At 64.6% G+C, this 25,077-nt stretch carries 23 protein-coding genes, 1 tRNA gene, 1 pseudogene and 1 other annotated feature; of the genes and pseudogenes, 18 read left to right on the top strand and 7 right to left on the bottom strand.

Going from position 1 to position 25,077, the window contains the following annotated elements; all coding sequences use genetic code 11:
• Positions 1-78 precede the first annotated feature (78 nt).
• The 3 genes from AB5Y54_RS02310 to AB5Y54_RS02300 form a co-directional block, all read right to left on the bottom strand.
• Entirely contained in the window at positions 79-633 is a 555-nt protein-coding gene (locus tag AB5Y54_RS02310; protein WP_182957380.1) for a DUF3157 family protein, read from the bottom strand.
• Between the two features lie 88 nt (positions 634-721).
• Positions 722-1,585 (bottom strand): hypothetical protein, encoded by an 864-nt coding sequence (locus tag AB5Y54_RS02305; protein WP_161957722.1) that lies wholly within the window; start codon positions 1,583-1,585, stop codon positions 722-724.
• A 114-nt stretch (positions 1,586-1,699) separates the two neighbouring features.
• Positions 1,700-2,299: an HAD family phosphatase gene (locus AB5Y54_RS02300; protein WP_052815736.1), complete on the bottom strand. Its 600-nt coding sequence runs from the start codon at positions 2,297-2,299 to the stop codon at positions 1,700-1,702.
• Between the two features lie 188 nt (positions 2,300-2,487).
• Positions 2,488-2,621, top strand: a sequence feature (Phe leader region).
• Positions 2,622-2,659: 38 nt separating this feature from the next.
• Here AB5Y54_RS02300 and pheA point away from each other — a divergent pair.
• Positions 2,660-3,832 (top strand): prephenate dehydratase, encoded by a 1,173-nt coding sequence (pheA, locus tag AB5Y54_RS02295; RefSeq protein WP_010673312.1) that lies wholly within the window; start codon positions 2,660-2,662, stop codon positions 3,830-3,832.
• A 583-nt stretch (positions 3,833-4,415) separates the two neighbouring features.
• Here pheA and AB5Y54_RS02290 read toward each other — a convergent pair.
• Both AB5Y54_RS02290 and AB5Y54_RS02285 read right to left on the bottom strand, forming a co-directional pair.
• The gene (locus AB5Y54_RS02290; protein ID WP_010673311.1) at positions 4,416-4,841 is read right to left on the bottom strand and encodes an LPP20 family lipoprotein; all 426 of its coding nucleotides are present in this window, start codon (positions 4,839-4,841) and stop codon (positions 4,416-4,418) included.
• An 88-nt stretch (positions 4,842-4,929) separates the two neighbouring features.
• Positions 4,930-5,550 (bottom strand): FlgO family outer membrane protein, encoded by a 621-nt coding sequence (locus tag AB5Y54_RS02285; protein WP_010673310.1) that lies wholly within the window; start codon positions 5,548-5,550, stop codon positions 4,930-4,932.
• A 265-nt stretch (positions 5,551-5,815) separates the two neighbouring features.
• Between AB5Y54_RS02285 and AB5Y54_RS02280 the strand changes: the two genes are divergently transcribed.
• The 4 genes and pseudogenes from AB5Y54_RS02280 to AB5Y54_RS02265 all read left to right on the top strand — a co-directional run.
• Positions 5,816-6,967 carry a flagellar assembly protein FlgT gene (locus AB5Y54_RS02280; RefSeq protein ID WP_039041370.1) on the top strand — a complete coding sequence of 384 codons (1,152 nt, stop codon included), beginning with the start codon at positions 5,816-5,818 and terminating at the stop codon, positions 6,965-6,967.
• 50 nt (positions 6,968-7,017) lie between these two features.
• A tRNA-Arg gene (locus tag AB5Y54_RS02275) sits at positions 7,018-7,094 on the top strand.
• A 263-nt stretch (positions 7,095-7,357) separates the two neighbouring features.
• Positions 7,358-8,182, top strand: coding sequence for a polyphosphate kinase 2 (gene ppk2 / locus AB5Y54_RS02270; RefSeq protein WP_202041097.1), 825 nt, complete (start codon positions 7,358-7,360; stop codon positions 8,180-8,182).
• Positions 8,183-8,342: 160 nt separating this feature from the next.
• Positions 8,343-9,540 (top strand): annotated as a pseudogene (locus tag AB5Y54_RS02265) (PQQ-dependent sugar dehydrogenase); the annotation flags it as partial.
• An 81-nt stretch (positions 9,541-9,621) separates the two neighbouring features.
• Here AB5Y54_RS02265 and AB5Y54_RS02260 read toward each other — a convergent pair.
• Positions 9,622-10,416, bottom strand: coding sequence for a DeoR/GlpR family DNA-binding transcription regulator (locus AB5Y54_RS02260; RefSeq protein ID WP_104454646.1), 795 nt, complete (start codon positions 10,414-10,416; stop codon positions 9,622-9,624).
• Positions 10,417-10,672: 256 nt separating this feature from the next.
• Here AB5Y54_RS02260 and ltnD point away from each other — a divergent pair, with 256 nt between their 5' ends.
• The 10 genes from ltnD (at position 10,673) to AB5Y54_RS02210 (ending at position 22,716) form a co-directional block, all read left to right on the top strand.
• The gene (ltnD, locus tag AB5Y54_RS02255; RefSeq protein WP_104454647.1) at positions 10,673-11,581 is read left to right on the top strand and encodes an L-threonate dehydrogenase; all 909 of its coding nucleotides are present in this window, start codon (positions 10,673-10,675) and stop codon (positions 11,579-11,581) included.
• The gene (gene otnK, locus AB5Y54_RS02250) at positions 11,578-12,828 is read left to right on the top strand and encodes a 3-oxo-tetronate kinase (RefSeq protein ID WP_201890695.1); all 1,251 of its coding nucleotides are present in this window, start codon (positions 11,578-11,580) and stop codon (positions 12,826-12,828) included. The genes ltnD and otnK overlap by 4 nt, the downstream gene beginning before the upstream one ends.
• Positions 12,821-13,453 carry an aldolase gene (locus AB5Y54_RS02245; RefSeq protein WP_201890694.1) on the top strand — a complete coding sequence of 211 codons (633 nt, stop codon included), beginning with the start codon at positions 12,821-12,823 and terminating at the stop codon, positions 13,451-13,453. The genes otnK and AB5Y54_RS02245 overlap by 8 nt, the downstream gene beginning before the upstream one ends.
• Positions 13,450-14,223: a 2-oxo-tetronate isomerase gene (gene otnI, locus AB5Y54_RS02240; protein WP_010673296.1), complete on the top strand. Its 774-nt coding sequence runs from the start codon at positions 13,450-13,452 to the stop codon at positions 14,221-14,223. The genes AB5Y54_RS02245 and otnI overlap by 4 nt, the downstream gene beginning before the upstream one ends.
• 11 nt (positions 14,224-14,234) lie before the next feature.
• On the top strand, positions 14,235-15,209 hold the full coding sequence (denD, locus tag AB5Y54_RS02235; RefSeq protein ID WP_368153173.1) for a D-erythronate dehydrogenase: 975 nt from the start codon (positions 14,235-14,237) through the stop codon (positions 15,207-15,209).
• Complete coding sequence (locus AB5Y54_RS02230) at positions 15,206-16,711, top strand: GntP family permease (RefSeq protein WP_042017724.1); 1,506 nt, start codon at positions 15,206-15,208, stop codon at positions 16,709-16,711. The genes denD and AB5Y54_RS02230 overlap by 4 nt, the downstream gene beginning before the upstream one ends.
• A gap of 90 nt (positions 16,712-16,801) precedes the next feature.
• Positions 16,802-17,692, top strand: a complete 891-nt coding sequence (locus AB5Y54_RS02225) for a DMT family transporter (protein WP_202041103.1) — start codon at positions 16,802-16,804, stop codon at positions 17,690-17,692.
• 59 nt (positions 17,693-17,751) lie between these two features.
• The gene (locus AB5Y54_RS02220) at positions 17,752-19,689 is read left to right on the top strand and encodes a methyl-accepting chemotaxis protein (protein ID WP_202041104.1); all 1,938 of its coding nucleotides are present in this window, start codon (positions 17,752-17,754) and stop codon (positions 19,687-19,689) included.
• A gap of 681 nt (positions 19,690-20,370) precedes the next feature.
• The gene (locus tag AB5Y54_RS02215) at positions 20,371-21,771 is read left to right on the top strand and encodes an OprD family outer membrane porin (protein ID WP_368153171.1); all 1,401 of its coding nucleotides are present in this window, start codon (positions 20,371-20,373) and stop codon (positions 21,769-21,771) included.
• Positions 21,772-21,885: 114 nt separating this feature from the next.
• Positions 21,886-22,716, top strand: coding sequence for an SDR family oxidoreductase (locus AB5Y54_RS02210; RefSeq protein WP_201920484.1), 831 nt, complete (start codon positions 21,886-21,888; stop codon positions 22,714-22,716).
• 60 nt (positions 22,717-22,776) lie between these two features.
• On the opposite strand, the gene AB5Y54_RS02205 is transcribed toward AB5Y54_RS02210, so the two are convergent.
• On the bottom strand, positions 22,777-23,109 hold the full coding sequence (locus AB5Y54_RS02205; protein ID WP_041214640.1) for a DUF1904 family protein: 333 nt from the start codon (positions 23,107-23,109) through the stop codon (positions 22,777-22,779).
• Positions 23,110-23,179: 70 nt separating this feature from the next.
• On the opposite strand from AB5Y54_RS02205, the gene AB5Y54_RS02200 reads away from it, so the two are divergent.
• The 3 genes from AB5Y54_RS02200 to smrA all read left to right on the top strand — a co-directional run bounded on the left by AB5Y54_RS02200 (position 23,180) and on the right by smrA (position 25,069).
• Positions 23,180-24,067 (top strand): TraB/GumN family protein, encoded by an 888-nt coding sequence (locus AB5Y54_RS02200; RefSeq protein WP_323907871.1) that lies wholly within the window; start codon positions 23,180-23,182, stop codon positions 24,065-24,067.
• A 155-nt stretch (positions 24,068-24,222) separates the two neighbouring features.
• Positions 24,223-24,372 carry a DUF3149 domain-containing protein gene (locus AB5Y54_RS02195; RefSeq protein ID WP_010673287.1) on the top strand — a complete coding sequence of 50 codons (150 nt, stop codon included), beginning with the start codon at positions 24,223-24,225 and terminating at the stop codon, positions 24,370-24,372.
• Between the two features lie 115 nt (positions 24,373-24,487).
• On the top strand, positions 24,488-25,069 hold the full coding sequence (gene smrA / locus AB5Y54_RS02190) for a DNA endonuclease SmrA (protein ID WP_010673286.1): 582 nt from the start codon (positions 24,488-24,490) through the stop codon (positions 25,067-25,069).
• Positions 25,070-25,077: the final 8 nt, after the last annotated feature.

Below are 25,077 nucleotides of genomic sequence, written 5' to 3'. Positions count from 1 at the left end.
TGTCAGATGTAAGCGGATATTGCTGGCGGTTACCGGTGCAACACTCTGCGGGGGAGCGAGGGCTCCCCCGCCGTCATCCTAGCGGAACTCCACCTCGTCGATCTGCACCCGCACCAGCGGCTTGCCGGTGAGGCCGGCGGGTCGTGCCAGCTCGATGGCCCGGGAGGCGCGCGCCTCCCCCTTGCGCAGGTAGGAGTCAGGCAGGCGGTTCTCCCCGACCCAGAAGCGCACGGGCTCGGTCGAGAGCTGTACCCCGTCGGCGCTGAACAGGGTCAGGCTGCCGTTGACGCGCACCACGTTGCGACTGCCGGTGTTGCTCACCACGAACTGCAGGCTGAGGGGATCGTCCCCCGCCACCTGGTCCAGCTTCACCGTGATGCCGTCCCGGGTCGCCTGGGAAAGCAAGTCGGGATGGGTCATGGCCTGCTCGGTCAGCACCGGGGCCGCGACACTCGCCGTCACTGCCTGACCGGCTACCGTGGCTGCCGGCTTGACCAGCAGGTATTCCCAGGTGAAATCGTCATTGAGTTGCACCTGGCGACCATCCGGCAAGGTGATCTGGTGCAGGGGAGCCGCCTCGGCCAGCAGAGGGCACAGACAGAGGGCGACCAGCAGTCGGGAGAGGGGTTTCATGGGCAGGCACTCGATAAAGGATGCGAAGGGGGCAGTATAAAGAGTCGTGCCCTCCTTGCCTATGACCCCCCTCACGTTACGCCCCGGCTCAGATGACCAGGGGGTGGGGATCCTCCAGCGTGGCCAGATCCAGGGTCACCAGATCGAACTGGGCACTCCTGAGGGCCTTCTGGATGGTGGGCTGCATGTCGAACACCAGGGCCCGCAGCCGTTCGGGCACCCGGATCCTCGCAAGGGTGGTGACCCTGTCACCCAGGGTATGGAAGAAGACCTGGGCGCCCCCCAGTCCCATGTCCACCAGCATCTGCTCGGCCATGTCGACCATCCGCAGGTGCCGCCTGTCCAGGGAGGTCATATCGACAAAGCGCCGGCTCAGGCAGGCCTCCCCCACGTCTCCCCAGAGCGCCAGTTGCCGCTGGTGAAAACCGTAGCGAAAATCCCGGTTGGTCATCCCCTGCTCGGCAAAGATCCAGAGGGTGTTGGCGGGCAGGCTGTGGAATCGGCGCAGGTACTCCCGCTTCTCCTCCACCGAGGCCGACATCAGCAGCGGCGGGCCCTCTTCATGTTCGAGCTGCTGGCAGAGGTAGCGCACCGGGTCGGTCACCTCGGCGAGGTGGCCCAGGTGGGCGCTGAAGATCATCTCGTCGGTCTTGAGCACCTGATGGGGGATGCCGTAGTGCCGGCAGTAGCGCTGTGCCCTGGCCACCGACTGGCGGCTGAGGGTGGGGTTGTCCAGGGTGATGGCGCGAAATCGCACCCCGCTGGCCCGGCACAGATCCATGCTGTAGCAGGATTCCAGTCGGCCGGAGAAGGAGACAAGCAGTTCGCTGTAACCGGCCAGGGTGTTGATGAGCCTCTGTTCCCTGGCTTGAAAGGTCTGATCGTATCCCCGATGCAGCGCAACGACATTGGCATCCATAACAACAACTCCGGATGATGAACTGGATACCATTTTGCCCGCCCCAAGCTGAATATACACTTAAAGAGTGCGGGTAAAACTGTACATTATTTGCTCCAAATCAACGCTTCCCCCACTTTTTTCGCTGCGAAGCGAAACTGGCTCCCCTCAGGCAGGCAACAACCCCTGATCGATCAGATGCGCCCGGCACCGGGCCGGATCGGTGAAGATCAGCCCCCGCAGACCGAGCGCCTCGGCCGCCGCCACGTTGGCCGGGCTGTCGTCGATAAAGAGGCACTCCCCAGCCTTGAGGTCGAACGACACCAGCAGATAGCGGTAGATGTCGGGCTCGGGCTTGAGCATCCGCACCCGGGCCGACACTACCTTGCCGCTGAAGAAGCGCCAGAAGGACTGATGCTGCTCCAGCCAGTCGATGCTGGCGTGCCCCATGTTGGAGAGGGCATAGAGGGTGTGGCCTGCACCGTGCAATTCTTCGATGAGCGCCACCATGGCGGGATCCGGCACAAGGGAGGACGGCACCGCCTGCAAGATGGCCAGATTCTCCGCCATCGACAGGCCGGTGCGCCCCTGCGCCTGACGGGCCATGGTGTGCAGGGAGAGGGTCCCCCTGTCCACCTCCAGCCAGTCCGGGTGGTTGAACAGCTGCTCCGCGATCGCTGTCGCCCCCTCGGGTCCGCGCACCCCACTCACTATGGCCACCGGATCCCAGCGCACCACCACCCTGCCCAGATCGAAGATCACCGCCATCGTCTCGTCCCCTCTATGTGTTGCCACGGATGTGGTCACGGCGGTTGCCATAAACAGGGACTAGAACGACGCTCACTCTCCCTCGGCAACCCGAGCCACCACCCTGCCCCGTTCAACGCCCCCGGGCAAGTTTTACTTGCATCGCACCGCCAAATCCCTTAATGGTTATGGCGTTACATTCAGGACACGCCCATGAACACACCATTCTTCTTTGTTTTCTCGTTTACCCGGCCCACATGAGGGAAGGCCCGTCGTCACGTGAACCATTCGCGTAAACAGAAACCAAAGACGAATCGAGCCTCCCCAGCGGAGGCTTTTTTTTGCACCACACACCACAGAATCACTGGATAGGGAACCACCATGGCAACGCTCGACGAGATCAGACACGACATCACCCAGTTGGATCAGGAGCTGCTCGCCCTGCTGGCCAAACGCAAGACCCTCAGCATCGAGGTCGCCCGCGCCAAGCAGGCCAATCCCCGTCCCATCCGTGACCACCAGCGCGAACAGGACTTGCTGGTCGCCCTGATCCAGAAAGGGCGCGCCCTCGGACTGGATGCCCAGTACATCACCCGCATCTACCACACCATCATCGAAGACTCCGTGCTCTCCCAGCAGGCCTACCTGCAGAGCCTGCTCAACCCCCAGCAGCAGGAGCCCATGACCAGCGTCGCCTACCTGGGACCGCGCGGCTCCTACTCGAGCCTGGCCGCCCGCAAGTACCTGGCCCGCTACAAGGATCAGGTGATCGAGGTGAACTGTCAGAACTTCCGCGAGGTGCTGGACACGGTGGAGTCGGGCCGCGCCGCCTTCGGGGTGCTGCCCATCGAGAACACCAGCTCGGGCTCCATCAACGAGGTGTACGACGTGATGCAGCACACCACCCTCTCCATCGTGGGTGAGCTCACCTATCCCATCGAGCACTGCATCCTCACCGCCGTGCCCACTGAGATCGAACGCATCAAGACCTTCTACGCCCATCCTCAGGTGTTCCAGCAGTGCTCCCATTACCTCAGCAAGCTGGAAGGGGCGCGCCACGAGATCTGCGACTCCTCCTCCAGCGCCATGATGAAGGTGAAGGAGCTGGCAAGCCCGGAAGCGGCGGCCATCGGCAGCGCCGCCGGCGGCGAGCTCTATGGCCTGGACGTGCTGGCCGAGCAGCTCGCCAACCAGAAGGAGAACTACAGCCGCTTCATCGTGGTGGCGCGCAAGCCCATCGACGTGGCGCCCCAGATCCCGGCCAAGACCACCCTCATCATGTCCACCTCCCAGAAGCCGGGCTCCCTGGTGGAGGCGCTGCTGGTGCTGCGCAGCCACGAGATCAACATGACCAAGCTGGAATCCCGTCCGGTGCAGGGCAACCCCTGGGAGGAGATGTTCTACCTGGATGTCTCCGCCAACCTGCAGACCCCGGCCATGCAGGCCGCCCTGCTGGAGCTGACCAAGATCACCCGCTACATCAAGGTGCTGGGCTGCTACCCGAGCGAAGACGTCAAGCCGACCGCCGTGCCGCCCGTCTTGATGGGAAGCTGATGGGGAGCGGATCCCGCCCCTGCCGCACAAAGGCGAGCCCCGGCTCGCCTTTGTGCTCTCTGCGCCCTCCCCGTGAGACGCGGCCCAGTCCCGCCCTTCCCTTCCGGCGTTAAACCGCCCTCCACCGCCTTCCTCGTGGACCCGGGATCCTGGCGCGGCTGTCTTTCCACTCACCATCAGGCCATCTTCCTCCCGTTGCGGCCCCCTTTTGCCGCCTGCCGGGCCTTTCTATTGTTTGGCTTTATTTAACGACATGGCAGCATCGTTAGATTTCCCTAAACAAAAAAGGCCGCCATTCCGGTGCCCGGGCGCCTCTTGTTCGATCTCAGCCCCCTTTTTCCTCGCCACAGGCCGGATCCCGCCCGGTCACCAAGTCCGTTTCTCCTGCAGAAGACCAGCTCCCCCCCCCCAAGACGCCAAGCCCGTTTATCCTCCCCAGGCCCTATCCCGTCCAACGCGGCAACCCCGGTTATTCCCCGCAGATCCGAGCCCCTTCCCGACCAAACCAAAAGGCGAGCCTGCGCTCGCCTTTGTCTGTGCCGTGATGATCGCCCGGCTCATGCCGGCGCCCCCCGGACCCGCCCTAGAACTGGCCCGCCATCAGCTGGTTCAGGTGATAGAGGTTGCGGGTGTCGAGCTCCAGCTCGGTGGCATAGGTGTTGCCACGGGGATAGGTCGCCACCACCCGGGCACCGCGCACCATGCCCGCCACCGACACATCCAGGGAGTTGGAGGTCTGGGTCAGGTCCTTGTAGCTGCTCTGGCCGCGCACCTGCTGGCCATTGAGCTGCTCCGCCAGCTCCCGGTAGGCGTCCATCTTGGAGGCGCGGATCGCCTGCAACATCTTCTCGGACTGGGAGGGACCGGGCTGGATGTCGATCACCGCATAACCCACCGCCTTGAGCACCGGGAAGTCATCGGGCTTCTCGCCCACGTCATAGTTCACCACCCGGTTGCCACTGCACGCCGTCAGCAACATGGCCATCAGGCAACCCAACAAGATTTTCATCGCTGTTTCCCCGTTTTCCTGTTCACCACACCCGATGTTTCACGGCTCAATGTCAGCCAGCCCGCTTCACGCTTCATGACGCGCCACCTCAAGGGGTCAGGTTGACCAGATGGCCGGACGGGCTCTGGCCCCCCCGCATCAGGTAACCGCGATTGATGGAGGCCCGGCCAAAGGAGTTGCTGGCACCGGACAAATATTGTTTCGGGATCAGGCTCTGGGCCGTGGTCTCCACCATCTTGGTGCGCAGATCGATGATGCGGGCGTTGACCAGGATCCCCTGCTGATTGCGGCTGAAGGTGCCGGTCAGGATGCGGGAGATGGGTAGCCGGGACGAGAGATCCTTGTAGTTGCGGCTCATCACGAAGTCCCCCTGCGGGGTCACCTGGATGTTGCCCGTGGTCTTGAAGTCCACCACCACTTCCCCGCGCCGGTTCAGCTCGTAGATGAAGCTCTCCTCGATCTGCTGCCCCATCCAGTTGGTGTCCTTCAGGGTGTCGAGATCGACAAAGGAGGCGACCGCAATGGGCTCGGTCAGGGTCGTGAGGGACTTGCGCTCCATCAGCTGATCCGTCATGCGGGCCACCAGCCAGTTGAGCTCCATCCCCTTCGCCGCCTGGCGGGGGTCTCCCAGCTCCCGATTGATGGGGTCGGCCGACCCGCAACCGACCAATGCCAGCGCCACCGCCAGCACCGTGATAACTCTCTTCATGGATACCTTTCCTGTATCTGCACCTGACCTGTTATCGGTCGCAACCGCCAACACTTGAGGCGGGAATGCGCGCAGGATCCTCGATGATCCCAGGGCAAAGGCGCGCACTGTGCCACCGGAGCCCACCGCGCGGGCTCCGGCCAGGGAAGAAGGCATGATTCTTGCTTTTATTTGGTCACCCGCTCCGGTGCAGACCGGATCTGTGTCCAGGATCCCTGACCCGCCCCACCGGCGGCAGCGGGGTCGCCCACTCAAGGTGTTTGTTATGAAAGTTTCGCTGCTGTTCACCCTGCTGCTGGCCAGCCTGTCGGCCAGGGCCGAACTTATCGAGGCCCAGGGCAGTGCCGCCATTCTGGGGGGCGACGAGGTCTACGCCCGCGAGCAGGCGACCCGGGATGCCCTGCGCCAGGCGCTGCTGGCCAGCGGCGCCTCCGTCTCCAGCATCCAGCGCCTGGAAAACGGCAGCCTGCGCTCCGAGCAGATCCAGATCCGCTCCGGCGGCGACATCCGCCAGTACCGCCTCAAGCGCGAAGAGGTGCGCAACGGCCGCATGTACATCACCCTCGTGGCCGACATCCAGGCGGAGCGGCAGATCTGTCAGACCCAGCACTACGCCAAGGATTTGACGCTGGTGCGCCTACGCATGCGCTACCCGGACCAGGCGAGCACCGGTGCCCTGGACGACATGCCCGCCGATCTCTCCCGCCGGCTGTTTGAAACCCTGGCGACGACGCCCCAGGTGGTCGCTCGCCAGTGGCTGGACGAGAATCTGCGCATCGACCCTCTCCATCTGCAACAGGGGGATCGCAGCGCCCTCGAGGAGATCAAGGCCCTGAGCCTGCGCACCGACAGCCAGTATCTGGTGCTCGGCAGCATCGACGACCTCTCCCTCGAGCCCCAGGGCAACGCCCTCACCAGCTGGTATGAGGATCCCGTGCGCAATTTCTCCATGCAGCTCTACCTGTTCGACGGCATCAACGGCAGCCTGCTTGGCCGCAAGGAGTACAAGGGCCGCGCCAACTGGACCTTCTCCAAGCGGGAGCAGGTGGGCAGCAGCGGCGGCCAGTTCTGGCAGTCGAGCTTTGGCCAGGAGGTGGGCTACCAGTTGAAGGAGGCGGCCCAGGACATCGCCGCCGAACTCGCCTGTGCCCCCGTCACCGCCCGGATCGTGGCCCAGCACGAGCGCGGCCCCCACATCAACCTGGGCCGTCGCAACGGGGTCAAGCTCGGGGACCAGTTCCGGGTCCAGCACAGCGCCGACTTCGTCGACCCGTATGGCAAGTCCAGGGTGATGCGCAACCCCGCAGACGGTCTGTTCGAGGTGGTGCAGGTGTTCGAGGATGGCGCCATCATCAGCAGTCAGAACAAATATTCGCCGTTCAATGTCCAAATCGGTGACCTGGCCGTATTGGAATAGGAATCAAGGGTTTAAAAGCACAATGCTTCTTGTATAATGCCCGCCACAAGGTTCCCGTAGCTCAGCAGGATAGAGCGGTCCCCTCCTAAGGGACAGGCCACTGGTTCGACTCCAGTCGGGAACACCATACACAGCAAGGGGCTGGCATCGTCATGATGCCAGCCCCTTTTGCGTTTCTGCGCCATTTCCCCTGCATCCATGGCGGCCAGGTCCCGCCCCCCCCCTCTTCAATGTCTCACTGCCACCAACAACCCCGCGAGCCCCACCAAAGATGATCCCGGCCATCCCCCGGTAGTTGCCACTCCCGGTGGCGGCACACCGTCATCTACCCTTGAAGGGCGCCGTCCGGCAGGACGGCCCTCCATTCGCCGAGACACAGAGAAGGACATCATGGGCAGCAAACGAAAATCCAGAACGGAAGAACCGGTCGTGGCCGAGGCGCAAAAGCCCCTTGGCAACAAGGCATACGAAAAGGCGCTGCGCCTCTTGCACGTGGAACTGGTCAGGCTGCAGCAGTGGGTGGTGCACAAGGGGCTCAAGGTCTGCATCGTCTTCGAGGGGCGCGACGGGGCCGGCAAGGGGGGCACCATCAAGGCGATCACCGAGCGGGTCAGCCCCCGGGTCTTTCGGGTCGTCGCACTGCCCGCCCCCACGGAGCGGGAGAAGAGCCAGCTCTACTTCCAGCGCTACATCCCCCATCTGCCGGCGGCGGGGGAGATCGTCATCTTCGATCGCAGCTGGTACAACCGGGCCGGGGTGGAGCGCATCATGGGCTTTTGCAGCGAGGAGACGAGCGACAAATTCCTGGCTGGCACCCCCATGGTGGAAAAAGCCCTGGTGGACTCAGGCATCATTCTGCTGAAGTACTGGCTGGAGGTGACCCCACAAGAGCAGGAGCGGCGGCTGCGGGATCGCATCGACGATGGCCGCAAGATCTGGAAGCTCTCCCCCATGGACATCAAGTCCTTCGATCGCTGGGATGATTACACCCGGGCGCGGGATGCCATGTTCATCGCCACCGACACCGCCTGGGCCCCCTGGTTCGTGGCCCACTCCGAGGACAAGAAACGGGTGCGCCTCAACATCATCTCCCACCTGCTGGCGCACATCCCCTACGAGGCGCTGCCGGCGGAGCCGGTGAAGTTGCCCAAGCGCAAGATAGGCAAAGTCAAACCATCGGATCACCCGCTTCGCATCGTGCCAGCCCTCTTCTAGCCAGAGGGGGGTGAGCCCTGGCTCACCCCCTTTCCCTTCCTGCCCCAAAGGACAACCGGCGCCGCCGGTATCACCCAATGGCTTGTTGTTGCTCACGTTTTCCCGTTTGCCTCCCCTATACTTCAGCGACATTCAGGTCTGGCCGAGCGAGGAGGCCCCCATGTTGCGACTGTTTGCCCTGCTGCTTGTCTGCCTGGTGCTCCCGGTGCGGGCACTGACCCTGACCCCGGTGGCGGGGGAGCTGCGCCACCCCTGGGGGCTCGCCTTCCTGCCGGATGGCGGCTACCTCGTCAGCGAGCGCCCTGGGCGCCTGCTGCGCATCGATGCGGGTGGCAACCGCCATGTGGTCTCCGGCCTGCCGCCCCTCGCCGCCACGGGTCAGGGGGGGCTGCTCGATCTCGCCCTGGACGGCGATGGCTGGCTCTATCTCAGCTACAGCGAGCCGGGGGATGGGGGAGCCGGCACCGCCGTGGCCCGGGCCCGGCTGCAAAAAGAGGCCCTCGTCGACTGGCAACTGCTGTTTCGCCAAGAGCCCAAGGTGGCTGGCGGCGCCCACTTCGGCTCTCGCCTAGTGCTGACGGAGGATGGCTATCTCTTCATCACCCTGGGGGATCGCTACAGCGAGCGGGAGCGGGCCCAGACGCTGGACAACCACCTCGGCAAGACGGTGCGCCTGCACAAGGATGGCCGGGTCCCCGCCGACAACCCCTTCGTCAAGACGCCGGGGGCCCTGCCGGAGATCTGGAGCCTGGGTCATCGCAACATGCAGGGGGCCGCCCTGCGTCCGGGCAGCCAGCAGTTCTGGACTCACGAGCACGGCCCCCAGGGCGGGGACGAGGTCAACCTCATCCTGCCAGGCCACAACTACGGCTGGCCCAGAGTGACCTTTGGCGAGGAGTACGGGGGCGGCAAGATTGGCGTGGGCCAGAGCGCGCCGGGCATGACGGCACCGCGCTGGATCTGGGTGCCCTCCATCGCCCCCTCGGGCATGACCTTTTATCAGGGGGACCTGTTCAGGGAGTGGCAGGGGGATCTGTTCGTCGGCGCCCTACGTGGTCAGGCCTTGTTGCGCCTGCACCTCGACGGAGACAAGATAGTCTCGGCAGAGCGGCTGCTGACCGATCTGGGGGAGCGGATCCGTACCGTCAAGGAGGGCCCCGACGGCGCCCTCTACCTGTTGACGGATTCAGGCCAGGGGCGCCTGCTCAAACTGACCCCATAGCATGAAAGGAGCAAGGATGAAGACGAATCGCATGCTGCTGGTGCTGTTCACCAGCCTCTGGTTGCTGGGCTGCAACACCATCCACGGGATGGGGCGGGACATCGAGAAGGCGGGGGAGGTGATCCAGGGCTCCGCCAAGCTGACGGACGCACCGGCCGCAGAGGGTCGCTGATCCCGGCCGAGTGGCGCAGTGGTTCGCCCCCTGTCGCCCCTTTCCTTATCCCTGTTCGGCGCTGGCCACCAGGCTGGCCAGCGGTGCCATGGTCACCCTGACCCCGTGCTGGGCCAGCGCCTCGCGGGCGCTCTGGGGCAGCTGCTCGTCGGTGATCACCTGATCGATCGCATCCCAGCCCACCACGTTGAAAGTCCCCACCTTGCCATATTTGGACGAGTCGCAGATGAGGATGCGGGTCGCCGCCGACTCCACCACGGCCCGCTTCACCGGCACCTTCTGTTCGCTAGGGGTGGAGATCCCCTGACTGTCCCAGGAGGAGGCTGACAGGAAGGCGATGTCCAGATGGAGGTTGCGCAGGAAGTGGGCGGTGGCCTCCCCGGCGCAGGACTGGTTCTCGCGAATGACCTGGCCCCCGGTGTGATAGAGGCGGCAGCGGCCGTGCTCGATGAGATAGGCGCACACCATGAAGTCGTTGGTCACTATCATCAGGTCTTCCCGCAGCGCCAACTCCCGGGCCAGCTCCAGGGAGGTGGTGCCGGCATCCAGATAGACGGTGCACCCCTCGCTCACCTGGGCGGCGGCGAGCCGGGCGATGGCCAGCTTGGCCCCCTGCATCAGGCTGCGCTTGGCAGCGTGGGAGGGCTCGCTCTTGATCCGCTGGGAGAGGCTGACCCCGCCGGAGACGGAGAGTACCCGCCCCTGCTCCTCCAGCTTCTGGATGTCGCGCCTGATGGTCATGTGGGAGACCTGCAGCCAGTCGGTCAGCTCCACTATGCTGACCACGCCGCGCTCTGCCAGCAGTTGCAGGATACGTTGCTGTCGCTCTACGGGAATCATCTTGCCTCGCGCCTCGGGAAAAGGAAGGTGCCATTCTACCCCAGCGACCTGGGAAAAAATGATAAATAACCTGAAACGGGCTCACAAATCACATTTATTCACACTAAAAACGCCAAAACTTGACTCGAAAGAATCTTAACCCACACAAATAACAAAAATTAACACCAAATAAGTTATTTTTTGTGACGACTACCTGATATTTCATCGCCGCAAGCCTCTACTATCGGCTCATCAGTCGTAATCGAGGAATCACGAGATGAGCACTCCCTATCATGTTGCGGTCATCGGCCTGGGCGCCATGGGCATGGGCGCCGCCCGCTCCTGCCTGCGGGCCGGGCTCACCACCTATGGCATCGACCTCAGCGAACAGGCCCGCGGCCAGCTGCAGCAGGCCGGTGCCGCCGCCGTCATGGCCGATGCCAGGCCCCTGGCGGAGACCCTGGATGCCGTGTTGCTGCTGGTGGTCAACGCCACCCAGGTGCGCCGCATCCTGCTCGGCGAAGCGGGGCTGGCTCGCCACCTCAAACCGGGCACCGCCATCATGGTCTCTTCCACCATAGCCGCCGAAGAGGCGAGCGCCCTGGCTGCCGAGCTGGCGCTGATGGGGTTGCCGATGCTGGATGCGCCGGTCTCCGGTGGTGCCATCAAGGCCGATGCCGGCGAAATGACGGTGATGGCCGCAGGCTCCGACGCCGCCTTCGACAAGCTGGCCCCGGTGCTGGATGCGGTGGCCGGCAAGGTGTACCGGGTCGGCAGCGAGCCGGGCCAGGGCAGCACGGTCAAGATCATCCACCAGCTGCTGGCCGGGGTGCACATCGCGGTGGCCGCCGAGGCCATGGCGCTCGCCAGCCGGGCCGGCGTGTCCTTGGATCTCATGTATGACGTGGTGACCCATGCCGCCGGCAACTCCTGGATGTTTGAAAACCGCATGCCCCGGGTGCTGGCCGGTGACTACCAGGCCCGCTCCGCAGTGGACATCTTCGTCAAGGATCTCACCCTGGTAGCGGACACCGCCAAGGCGCTGCGCTTCCCGCTGCCGCTCGCGAGCACGGCGCTGAACATGTTCCTCGGTGCCAGCAACGCGGGCCACGGTCTGGAAGATGACAGCGCCGTCATCAAGATCTTCTCAGGCATCACACTGCCGGGTCAGGAGGAGCAGCCATGAAACTCGGAGTCATCGCAGACGACTTCACCGGCGCCACCGACATCGCCGGTTTCCTGGTGGAGAACGGCCTCTCCACCATCCAGTTTGCCGGTATCCCGGCAACGGCGGACCTGACCGGGGTCGACGCCGTGGTGATCAGCCTCAAGAGCCGATCCTGCCCGGTGGACGAGGCGGTGCGCGACTCCCTGGCGGCCCTCGACTGGCTCAAGGCCCGCGGCTGCCCGCGCATCTATCAGAAGTACTGCTCCACCTTCGACAGCACGGAGGCGGGCAACATCGGCCCCGTCACCGACGCCCTGCTGGCGGCGCTTGGCCAGAACTTCACCCTGGTCTGCCCGGCCCTGCCGGTGAACGGTCGCACCGTCTATCAGGGCAACCTCTTCGTCGGCGCCCAGCCGCTCGCCGAGTCCGGCATGCGCCATCACCCCATCACCCCCATGACCGACAGCAACCTGCTGCGGCTGATGGAGGGGCAGGCCCAGGGCCGCGCCGGTCTGGTGCCGTTCAATACCATCGCACAGGGTCCCGGCGCCATTGCCGATGCCTTTGAGCAGCTAACACAAGCTGGCGTGCGCTACGCCGTGGTCGACACCCTGACCGAGCAGCACCTGCTGGACATCGCCACCGCCGCCCTCGACATGCCTCTGGTGACCGGCGGATCCGGCCTCGCCATCGGCCTGGCCCGTCAGCTTGGCAGCGGCGATCTGCAGGGTGCCCGCGAAGCGGGCTGGCCCAGAGGCAGCCGCGCCGCGGTGCTGTCAGGCTCCTGCTCCGAGATGACCAACCGTCAGGTGGCCCGCTATCGCCAGCACGCCCCTGCCCTGGCGCTGGATGTGGTGCGCTGCCTCGAAGAGGCCGACTACCCGGCCGAGCTGGCGCGCTGGGTACTGGACCAGCCCCGGACCCCGGCGCCGCTGGTCTACGCCACCACCAGCCCGGCGGAGCTGGCCCGCATTCAGGAAACCCACGGCCAGCAGGCGGCCAGCGATGCGGTGGAACACTGCTTTGCCCGCCTCGCCCAACTGCTGCAAGGCGCCGGCGTGGACCGCTTCATCATCGCCGGTGGCGAGACCTCGAGCCGGGTCACCCAGGCCCTCGGCGTCAAGGCGTTCCACATAGGCCCGCAGATCGCCCCCGGTGTGCCCTGGGTGCGGGCCATCGACGCCCCCCTGTCGCTGGCCCTCAAGTCCGGCAATTTCGGGAGCGACGACTTCTTCGACAAGGCTCAGGAGTACTTCCATGACTGAACAGGCACTGCGCGACACCATGGTGATGCTGGGAGCCTCCCTCTTCCAGCGCGGTTATGCCACCGGGGGCGCCGGCAACCTCTCCGCCCTGCTACCGGACGGCACCCTGATCGCCACCCCGACCGGCTCCTGCCTGGGACGGCTCAGCGCCGACAGGCTCTCTCACGTCAATCTGCAGGGGGAACACCTGGGGGGAGATCGCCCCTCCAAGGAGGTGGCCTTCCACCTTGCCATCTACCACAACAATCCGGACTGCCGGGCCGTGGTGCACCTGCACTGCACCCACCTGACCGCCCTCTCCTGTCTGGAGGGACTGGAGCCGGCCAACGTCATCCGCCCCTTCACCCCCTACTACGTGATGCGGGTCGGCCAGTTGCCGCTCATCCCCTACTACAAGCCGGGGGATGCCCGCATCGCCGAGGAGCTGGGGCGCCGCGCTCCCGAAGGCAACGCCTTCCTGCTTGCCAACCACGGCCCCGTGGTGACGGGCAAGGATCTGGTGGATGCGGTCAACAACATGGAAGAGCTGGAGGAGACGGCGCGCCTGGCACTGATGCTCCATGGCCACGCCATCCGCTACCTGAGCGAACCCGAAATTGATGAATTGAGGAGGATGAAACCATGAGCAAGTTTGCCGCCAATCTCACCATGCTGTTTACCGAGGTGCCGTTCCTGGAGCGCTTCGCCGCCGCCCGCGACGCAGGCTTCGAGGCGGTGGAGTTCCTCTTCCCCTACGAGTGGCCGGCCGCAGAGCTGGGCCGCCGCTTGCGCGAGCAGGGGCTCTCCCAGGCCCTGTTCAACATGCCGCCGGGCAACTGGGGCGCGGGTGAGCGCGGCATGGCTGCCATCCCGGGGCGGGAAGCGGAGTTTCGCGGCCACCTGCCAAGCGTGCGTGACTATGCCCTGGCGCTCGGCTGCACCAAGGTACACGCCATGAGCGGCATCGTGGATCCTGCTCATAGCCTCTCGGCCCACCGCCAGACCCTGATCGACAACATCCGCTTCGCCGCCGACTTCCTGGCCGAAGACGGCATCAAGGTGCTGCTCGAGCCGCTCAACGATCGGGATGTACCCGGCTACTTCCTGGCCCACCAGCTCGACGCCCTGGCCCTGGTGCAGGAGATAGACAGACCCAACGTGGGGGTGCAGCTCGACCTCTATCACGCCCAGATCATGGACGGGGATCTCACCCGTCTCATCGGCAAGCTGGGCCCGGCCATCGGCCATGTCCAGATCGCCTCGGTGCCGGATCGCCACGAGCCGGACGAGGGGGAGATCGCCTACCCCCACCTGTTCAAGGCGCTGGCGCAGGCGGGCTACCACGACTGGATAGGCTGCGAGTACAACCCCAGAGCCGGCACCCGGGAAGGGCTGGGCTGGCTGACACAACAATAACGACCCTGAACATGAACGAGTCTGAGGATAACAAGATGCAGATCATCATCACCGGCGGCGGTGGCTTCCTGGGCCAGAAACTGGCCCGGGCCCTGCTGCAAGGCCCCCACCCTTTCACCGAGCTGCTGCTGGTGGACATCCAGCAGCCGCAATCCCCCCTGCCGGACCCCAGGGTTCGCTGTCTGCGGGCCGACCTCACCGAACCCGGTGTCGCCGAGTCCCTCATCAGCGAGCGGACCGCCGTGGTCTACCACCTGGCGGCCATCGTCAGCAGCCACGCGGAGCAGGACTTCGATCTCGGCTGGCAGGTCAACCTGGACACCACCCGCACCCTGCTGGAGGCGTGCCGCCATGCCCGGCCGGGCATCCGCTTCGTCTTCACCAGCTCGCTCGCCGTCTATGGCGGCCCGCTGCCGGAGCTGGTGAATGACGGTACCGCCCTGACCCCCACCTCCTCCTACGGCGCCCAGAAGGCCATGGGGGAACTGCTGGTCAACGACTACAGCCGCAAGGGCTTCGTCGACGGTCTGATATTGCGCCTGCCCACCATCTGCGTGCGGCCGGGCAAGCCGAACCGCGCCGCCTCCTCCTTTGTCAGCAGCATCATCCGCGAGCCGCTGCAAGGGGAGAGCGCCATCTGCCCGGTGAGCCCGGATCTGCGCCTCTGGCTCTCGAGCCCCGCCACCGTGGTCGCGAACTTCCTGCTGGCGGCCAGGCTCCCCGCCACCGGTGACGCCCGCAGCATCAACCTGCCCGGCATCAGCGTGACCGTCGGCGAGATGCTGGAGGCCCTCGCCCGGGCCGGTGGCCAGGCAGCCCGGGATCGGGTGCAGTTTGCCGCCGATCCGGCCATCGAGCGCATCGTGGCGAGCTGGCCGGGACGCATCGACAACGAGCGGGCCTACGCCCTCGGCTTCGCGGCAGACAGGACGTTTGCCGACATCATCGACAGTTTCATCACCCATGACATGCAGGAGGCATCATGAGCGACATCCCAACCCCCATCATCGGTCTCATCATCGCGGTCTTCGTGCTGGTGTTCCTGGTCATCCGCACCCGGGTGCACGCCCTGATCGCCATGCTGGCGGCGGCCTGCATCGCCGGGATCACCGGCGGCATGAGCATCGACAAGACCCTCACCGTGATCACCCAGGGCTTTGGCTCCACCCTCGGCAGCATCGGCATCGTCATTGGCCTCGGGGTCATGATGGGTCGCCTGCTTGAGGTCTCCGGCGCCGCCGAACAGATCGCCTACAGCTTCATCAAGTGGCTCGGCAAGCGCCGCGAGGAGTGGGCACTGGCCATCACGGGCTACATCGTCAGCATCCCCATCTTCGTGGATTCCGCCTTCGTCATCCTCTATCCGGTGGCCAAGGCGCTGGCGAAAAGCGGCAAGCGCTCCCTGCTCACCCTGGGGGTGGCGCTCGCGGGCGGCCTGGTGGTAACCCACCATACCGTGCCGCCGACTCCGGGCCCGCTGGGGGTTGCCGGCCTGTTTGGCGTGGACATCGGCGCCATGCTGCTGACCGGCATGGCCCTGGCCATCCCCTGCGTGCTCGGCATCGTCTTCTACGCCCAGTGGCTCGACAAGAAGTACCCCGAGTTCGGTGCCCAGGCCGCCCAGACCCCGGACGAGCTGCAAGCCACCTATGAGCAGTACCTCAAGGAGAAGGAGGGCAAGACCCTGCCGAGCCTGACCCTGTCGCTGCTGCCGATCCTGGTGCCCATCGTGCTTATCTTCGTCAAGGCCATCTTCACCACCCTGGCCACCCTGGAGGGGATGGACGGCCTGATGGCGAACCCCCTGGTGCAGGGCATCAACTTCATCGGCACCCCCATCATCGCGCTGGCCATCAGCGTGCTGCTGGCGGTCTATACCCTGGTCCCGCACATGGACAGGCACGCCACCGCCGCACGCCTGGAAGAGGGACTGCAATCCGCCGGCATCATCCTGCTGGTGACCGGTGCCGGCGGGGCGCTGGGGGCCGTGCTGCGCGACAGTGGCGCAGGTCAGCAACTGGCCGAGCAGATCGCCCAATTGCCCATCTCCCCCATCCTGATCCCCTTCATCGTGGCGACCCTGGTGCGCCTCATCCAGGGGTCCGGCACCGTGGCCATGGTGACGGCGGCCTCCATCTCCGCCCCCATCCTGGCGCAGATCCCCGGGGTCAACATGCTGCTGGCCGCCCAGGCCGCCACCATGGGGTCGCTCTTCTTCGGTTACTTCAACGACAGCCTGTTCTGGGTGGTCAACCGCATGATGGGGATCTCCGACGTCAAGCAGCAGATGATCGTCTGGTCCATCCCGACCACCATCGCCTGGGCCATCGGCGGCACCGGCGTCGCCCTGCTGAACCTGCTGTTCGGCTCCGGCGGCACCTGGTTCGACCCCGTGCTGCCGCTGCTGGTGCTGGCCCTCATCGTCTGGTACGTCAAGGGGCAGTCCCTGGCTCCGTCGGCAGGGGCCGTCCCGAGCCGGGAGTCATAACCCGCACCGTCACGGCAACGCTGTGTGACGAGGGCCAGTCTGCTAGACTGGCCCTCTTTTTCGTTCATTCATCTTGCAAAGGAGTGTTGGATGCCTGCGTCTTCCTGGTGGGACAAGTCCACCGGTTTTGCCCTGCTCACCATCTTGTTGTGGGCCTCCCTCGCCGCGCTCACCTCCCGGATCACCAGCGTCTCGCCGCTGGTGCTGGTGGGGCTGGTGCTGCTGTTCTGCGGGGTGGGCACCCTGCCATTCTGGCGCCAGTGGCGCGCCAGCCCCCTCACCTGGCTGGTGACCATCACCGCCCTGCTGCTCTATCACCTGCTGCTGTTCACAAGCTTTCGCCACGCCCCCGTGCTGGAGGCAAACCTCATCAACTACCTCTGGCCGCTGTGCATCATCCTGTTCACCCCCTTGCTGCTGCCGGGTCATCCCCTGAGCCTGCACCATCTGCTGGCCGGGGCCCTGGGTCTCGCGGGATCGGTACTGGTGATGGTCGATGGTCACCTGCAGTTGCAACAGGCCCATCTGCCCGGCTACCTGCTGGCCCTCGGCGCCGCCATCGTCTGGGGCGCCTATTCCGTGCTCTCCCGCCGCCTGCCTCCCGCTCCTGCCGTGGTCACGGCCGCCGCCTGCCTGCCCGCAGGGCTCCTGGCCCTGCTGCTGGCATGGATGCTGGAGGGACCGCTGCCGGTGGCCCGCATCCCGGCAGGTGACTGGGGCCTCATCATCGGGCTGGCCCTCGGCCCCATGGGGGCGGCCTTCGTCACCTGGTATCTGGCGCTGCGGGACGGGGATCCGCGCCGCATCGGCGCGCTCGCCTACCTCACTCCCTTGCTGAGCACCCTGCTGCTGGTCTGGCTCAACGGCGAGGCGCTCACCCCGCGCCATCTGCTGGCGGGGGGGCTCATCATGGGCGGCGCCCTGCTCGGCCTGCTGGTGAAGAGCCCAAGTCAACGGGAGCTGGCACGACCACTGTCATAAAAACGCCATCAGACCTGATTAAGCTCGCGCCCATTGCGTGATTCAAGCAGGAATCTGATGTGAAAATTGCCCATTTTGCCTCCCTCTCTTCCCTCGTCTTGCTGCTGGTGGCCGGTGTTCAGGCCACCGCGCTCTATCATGGCTGGCAACAATTCAACCACTCGGCCCAGGCCCAGCGTCTGCAGGAGCGCCTGCAACAGCAACTGAGCGGTCCGCTGCAGGGGGCGCTTCGCGACTATCTCGGCAGCGGGGATCCCCTGCTGCTGGCCCAGGCACAGGGGGTGCGCCAGCAGGCGCTGGCCCTGTTGTCCCGCCTGGAGGATCCCCAGACCCAGCCGCTAAACGCCCGGCTTGAGCAGATGAAAACCCGCATTGACGGCGACTATCTGGCGGCGGGCAAGCTCTCCGGCAACAGCCAGTGGTTGCTGCAAAATGCCGAGAACGAGTTGACCACCCAGGCCAAAGCCTTGCTCCGTTACGGCCAGCAGGGGGCTGCCGCCGGGCGGGATCCGGCCCTTGCCGAGCAGTATCGCCAGGGGGCGGCCGACATCCTGACCACCCTCCCCTCCCTCGCCCACCAGCGCCAGAACTACATGGAGCAGGCGAGCGCCAAGCGTCTCGAAGGGCTGCAATTCGAGCTGGCTGCCCTGCAAAAGCAGGCCGACTCCCTGGCCGCCCTGCCGAGCATGGAGCTTTTCGAGGAGGCACCGGCCGACGAATTCACCCTGGGAGAGCCGATACGCAAGGAGCTCGGGGATCAGCCCAAAGCCGAGCTGACCTCCCTGCTCAAGCGCTATCCCCAGGAGCTGGAAAACAGCCGCAAGACGCTGCAACAGCAGCAGGCCGCTCGTCAGATGGTGCAGCAGGACATCACCCAGCTGCTGCAAGCGGGGGAGCAATTGGGTGAACAACTCGCCGCCGCCCGTCAGACCATGAACCGGGAGCTGGCCACCGTGCTCGGCGTGCTGGCGCTCTGCCTGGTCGTGGTGGCCCTGCTGTTCGCCCTGGTGCAGCGTCGCTGGCTGGTCAGGCCCCTGCTGCAACTGCGGGCAGCCTTCCTGCAGCTCGACGCCACGGGTCAGGCCCAGCTGCTGACCCCGGGGCGCGAGCGCAACGAACTGGCGGACATCGTCGCGAGCTACAACCGCCTGATACGGCGCCTGCAACAGGATCAGCAGCAGAAAGAGGGCCAGCTATCGGCGGTGTCGCAAAGTCTGCAAGGGATGGTCAACCAGGTGCAGGAGATCCATCACAGCACCCGCACCACGGAGCAGGCGGTGGACGAGAGCGACACCATGATGCAGGAGCTCAACCAGCTCGCCAGCGAGGTGCACCAGGTCGCCGCCGAAATCGCCCAGCACGCCCAGCACAATGAACACTCCATGAGCCAGAGCGAGCGGCTGGTCGGAGGCATGCTGACGGCTACCGCCCAGACCGGGCTGGCCATCGACGAGAGCAGCGGCGCCCTGGCCCAGCTGACCCGCTCGGTGGAGGACGTGACTGCCATCGTCGACGTCATCGGCCATATCTCCCAGCAGACCAACCTGCTGGCCCTCAACGCCGCCATCGAGGCGGCCAGGGCCGGGGAGCAGGGACGCGGCTTCGCGGTGGTAGCCGACGAGGTGCGCCACCTCTCCGCCGACACCCAGCGCTCCCTCGGCCAGATCACCGAGATCCTGGCGAGCCTCACCCAGGCGGGGGATCAGCTCGCCACCGTGCTGGCCCGCATCACCGCAGAGGCCGCCGAGCAGCGCCAGCAGGCGGAGCAGCTGCGCCAGACCACCCTGACGGTGCGGGAGATGGCGCGCAGCACCGCCGTCATCGCCCTGCAGGGCGCCGACAATGCCAAGAGCCAGGAGCACAGGCTGGCGAGCTTCGCCGCCCTCATCGGTCGCATCAGCCAGCACGCCCGCCAGGGCAGCCGCCTCTCGGTGCAGGTCTCGGAGCACATACACCACCAGGCCCAGCAGATCCCCCGGATCCTGAGCCAGGCCTGATAACCCCCGGGTCTGGTTCGCACCAGACCCGGGGCGCGTTCCCTGTCTACCTGCCCGCGGTCAGACCTTGCCGCAACCCTTCCCCTGATACTCCCGTCACGTCTTCACGGGCGATGACGGGTTGCCTCATCCATTCAGTCACAGGCTCCCTCACCCCTTTCACATCTCTGGTCCCCCTGTCTGTCGGGGCAACGGCTCACGCTCACGACAGTGGGCATCCCGCCGGACTCATCTTTTTTTGTGATACAAAATTATATGTTGCCACCGGGTTAACAAAGAAAGTTCTGCCTTGACGGCAAGATCTGCGCAGGAGAACGGTGAAATCACCATGAAAGCGCTGTCATTGCCGACATGAGTGGCCTGGGAGTGCCCACACCAAGAATCATGATTATTTGCACTCGGTCATATTTTTGAAACTTGCCGGGAACTTTACATTGATATTTCGCACCGCGAACGTACTCTTGGTGATGTCAGATCGCCAAGGATCGACAGCCAAAAAATAACGACAGTAACGATGCAGATAGCCCCGACCGATGCGCCAAGGCATCAGGCACAAGGGCACGACAGAGAACCATTTTTTTGCCCTTCGGGGTGTTGATTGCAATGCCAATACCGAGCGGCGGGTGCCTACCCGGCTGCCGGATAAAAAAGCTAAGTCCATAAAATCAGGAGCAATAACAAATGGAAAAAGTGATCTTCAAGCGCGCCGCGTTGAGTGCTGCCGTGGTCGCGGCACTGGTCGCACCCGGCATGGCGTTCGCCGCTCAAGACATGATGAGCCCGGAATACGGCAAGTCCTACAGCGCCTTCATCGACGAAGGCAAGCTCACCGGTGGCCTGTTCTACTTCCAGCGTGAGCGTGATCTCGTCCAGGCCGGTCCGGGTCAGGATGGCAAATACCACTCCAACCTGAGCCATGCCACCACCCAGGCAGCCCTGAACTTCAACTCCGGCTATGCATGGGGTGTGGTCGGCGTCGACGTGGGCGGCTTCGGTGCCTACGACCTGGCCGTTGACGAGAGCAATGGCGTCAACGAAGAGAACGAGTTCTCCTTCTGGGGCGACAAGTGGGGTTCAGGTGGTGACGGTGTTCCCGAGAACGGCTTCAGCCTCTCCAACGCCGCCCTGAAATTCAAGTTCGGTGACGCCGTCACCGCCAAGGGTGGTTACACCCAGCTCTATGTACCCGGCATCCTCGGCGTCAACTGGTCCTATCAACCCGGTACCTACCGTGGTGGCCAGATCGAAGGCACCTTCGGCGGCCTCTACCTGACCTACGCCATCGCCGACGAGTACAAAGCTCCCTGGTTCAAGAACACCACCGGCTTCTCCAAGAGCAGCCCCTATGCCAGCGATCCCTTCACCGATGCGAACAAGATCGACTACATCCACGGTCTGGCCGCTCGCTACACCTTCGAGAACGGCACTGCCGTCACCGCCGGCTTCGGTCAGTCCGAAGGCTACATGGACAGCTACCACTTCAAGCTGGCCCACAAGTTCGACGTACTGGGTGGCCTGAACACCAGCTACCAGTTCTACGGTTCCGACACCGAGAACAGCGACTATGACGGCCTGGCCTGGCAACAAGCCCTGACCGCCAGCTGGGCAGCCGGCCCCTATGGCTTCCGTCTGGAAGGCCTGTGGACCAAGGCTGAAGGGGATCTGGGCAACTACCTGCCCCGTCTGACCCGCGGCTACGGCAACTCCCAGGGCGCGAACGAAATCTGGTGGGATTCCCGCTCCGACTGGAACCACAACGACGAGAAAGCCCTGTTCTTCGGCGTGACTCGTTCCCTGGATGATCTGGTGGGTGCACCGGGCTGGGGCGTGGGTGTCTCCGGTGCCTACGGCTGGGATGCCAACAACGGCGACAAGTCCCTGGAAGGCGGCAAAGAGTGGGCAGCCAACTTCGACGTCATGTATACAGTGCAGGACGGCAAGCTGAAGGGCACCCTGTTCAAGCTGCACTACACCGACTACAACAACGAACAGGACGACAAGGGCAGCTGGTACTACCCGAACATGTTCAGCTCCGAGCATGACGTCAAGTTCCACATCATCATGCCGTTCACCATCATGTAATCAGGCATCTGACGTGACCGAAAACCGGGCCTCTGGCCCGGTTTTGTTTTTGGTGGCACCACGCTACCATGCCAGCTTCGGGCCACCTGCCGGCCGCCAATCAGGACCATGCTCATGCCCCATCCCTTCGTGCTCGTCACCGGCTGCTCCAGCGGCATCGGCCTCGCCGCCGCAAGAACGCTCGGCGCCCGGGGCTTCACCGTCATCGCTTCCGCCCGCAAGGCCGAGGATGTGGCCCTGCTACAGCAGCAGGGTCTGTTGGCGGTCCAACTGGATCTGGCGGACAGCGCCAGCATAGAGCGAGGGGCGGCAGAGGCGCTGGCCCTGGCAGAAGGGCGCCTCTACGGCCTCTTCAACAACGGTGCCTACGGCCAGCCCGGTGCGCTGGAAGATCTGCCCACCGAGGCGCTGCGCGAGCAGTTCGAGACCAACCTCTTTGGCTGGCATCACCTCATTCGCCAGATACTGCCCCCCATGCTGGCGGCAGGCGAGGGGCGCATCGTGCAGAACAGCTCGGTGCTTGGCCTGGTGGCCATGAAGTATCGTGGCGCCTACAACGCCAGCAAGTTCGCGCTGGAAGGCTATACCGACACCCTGCGCCTGGAACTCGCGGGCAGCGGCGTGCACATCAGCCTGATCGAACCCGGCCCCATCGACACCCGGTTTCGCGCCAATGCCCGGGAGGCCTTCCTGCGCCACATAGATCCCGCCACCAGCCGCCATCAAGACGCCTATGCCCAGACGCTGGCCAGGCTGGAGCGTGAAGGGGGTGCCCGCGGCTTTACCCTGCCAAGCGAGGCCTGCATCCCGCCGTTACTGCATGCGCTCACGAGCAAGCGTCCCAGGCACCGCTACCCGGTCACCTTCCCGACCAAATTGTTTACCGTGCTGCGCCGCCTGCTGCCAAGCCGCTGGCTTGACAAGCTGCTGATCAAATCCGCCTGATAAAAGGGGCCCTCGGCGGCCCTCCTCTTGACATGCACCTGTCTTAGCAACGATGCCCGCTCAATAGTGCTGGCCGTTGCTGTAGTAGTGACTCTTGACGATGGGCAGCACCTGCACCACCACATAGGTCTGCTCCCCCAGCACCCCTTTCAGGTGGCGGGTGATGAGGGCGGCGGCGGCATCCTGCATCTCCTGCGGTCGCTCGAACCAGACCAGCTCCACGAAGGGAAAACCGGCTTCGGGCTGGCCATCTCGTACCCACTGGCTCGGCACGCACTCCAGGGTGACGAACTCCGGCTTGCCACCGGTCAGGGCGCAGAGGTCCGCCATCAGGGGGGCGCTTATCCGCTGCAGGGTGTCGACAGAAACTGCCCGAAAACGAAGGTGGGGCATGGGAAACCTCTTGGCTGTGACAAATGAGGACTTATCATAGAGCACTCATCCCGCTCACATAAGGTGCCTCATGAGATTCCATCCCACGCTGCTCTCCTTCCTGCTCTGCCTGCTGCTGCCGCTCCATGCCATGGCCGATCCGGCCTTTTACCGCATCAACAAGGGCAACGAACAGCACTGGCTGCTGGGGTCCATCCACGCGGGCAAGCCCTCTCTCTATCCCCTGCCGAACCCGGTGGAGCGCGCCTGGCAGCAGAGCCGCGCCCTGGTGATGGAGGTGGACATGACCCACATCAGCCAGGAGCAGTGGCAGGAGATGGGCGCCATCACCCGGCTCGTCGACGGCAAGACCCTCAAGGATCACCTGCCCATCGACCTCTACCGTCGCACCCTCATCGCCGCGGGCCAGAACGGTCTGAACGAGAGCATGCTGGCCCCGCTGCGTCCCTGGTTTGCGGCCATTACCCTGACCCAGGCGGCCCTGGAGCGCACCGGCTATCGCGGTGAATACGGTGTCGACCAGCACTTCGCCAAGCGGGCGAACGACGGCGGCAAGCCCATCGTCGGGCTGGAGACCCTGCTGGAGCAGCTCGGCTATCTCGCGAGCGTCGGCGACAACCAGACCTTGATGCTGGAGAGCACCCTGGACGAGCTGCCCGACATCCAGCAGGGGTTCGACGCCGTGATGACCGCCTGGCAGAACGGGGACGAGGCCACCCTCATCAATCTGCTCAGGGAGGAGATGGCGCCGCCCAAGCTACAAGCCTGGCTGGAACAGACCCTGCTGGCGGAGCGCAACCGCAACTGGGTCAAGAAGTGGCCCAGCCTGCCGAACGAGAGCTTTATCGTGGTAGGGGCCCTGCATCTTTACGGCGAGCACGGGCTGCTCGCCCTGCTGGAGCAGCAGGGCTGGCGCATCACGCCCCTCACCGAACCGACCCTGGAGAAAGCAAAATAGTGTCCAGTCCGGCGACCTGACGCGCCGGATGTGCGTCGGCTCACAGAATTTGCTGCCGATTCAATAACCAAAGAGGGAGTTGATCGAGATCATCCCCTCCCTCCTGAAGAGGTATCTATCATGCCTGTCACCGCCCAGTGACAGGAGTGAACGAGATGGAATTCTGGATGAACCTGATGTTTGGCAACAGCGTGGGGCTGATGTCCATGCTGGTGATTTTCGGCACCTTCCTGCTCATCAGCGCCTATGCGGTCTATTTCATCTACAAGGTGATGCACGCAGAGCCGCCCAAAGAGGGGCAATAACCAGGCTCGCTCAGACCGCCCTCCCCGGCAGGGCCGGGGCCTGCGAGCGTTGCCATTCTAAGGCCCACCAAGGCCCGCTATACTGGCTCCCTCATTTTCATGCGGGGAGCCTGCCGTGTCTCATAACGACGAACTCTCACTGTTCCTGCAGGAAGTGGCCGACGTGCGGCCCCTTCGCAGCGACCATATCGCCCCTGTTGCGGGCAACAGCCAGCCCACCGAGGCGCAACTCGCGCGCCGGGAAGCCGCAACCGCCGAACAACTCACCCTGGATCACCTTGGCACGGAAGCAGTCGAGATGCTGGACCCCCATGCCATCGTCGGCTTCAAGCGTGACGGCGTGCAGGAGGGGGTCTACAAGAAGCTGCGCCTTGGCAAATACGAGCTGCAAGGCTCCCTCGACCTGCACCACAAGACGCTCAACGAGGCCCGTATCGCCCTGGTGCAGTTCATTGCCGAATGCGAAGTGCGGGATATCCGCTGCCTGCTGATCCTGCACGGCAAGGGGGAGCGCAGCACCCCGCGTGCCCTGCTCAAGAGCCATGTCAGCGCCTGGCTGCCACAGTTGCCTTCGGTGATGGCCATGCACAGCGCCGAGCGCCGCCACGGCGGCAGCGGTGCGCTCTACGTATTGCTGCGCAAGAGCGAGCGCAAGAAGGCGGAAAACCGCGAACGGCACCAGAAGCGCCTCGGCTGACTGCCTGA

It is taken from the genome of Aeromonas sp. s9 (assembly GCF_040907765.1).
Taxonomy (GTDB): Bacteria; Pseudomonadota; Gammaproteobacteria; order Enterobacterales; family Aeromonadaceae; genus Aeromonas; species Aeromonas caviae.
Note: the sequence above shows the minus strand (reverse complement) of the source record. Positions and strands in the feature narration are given on the sequence as shown.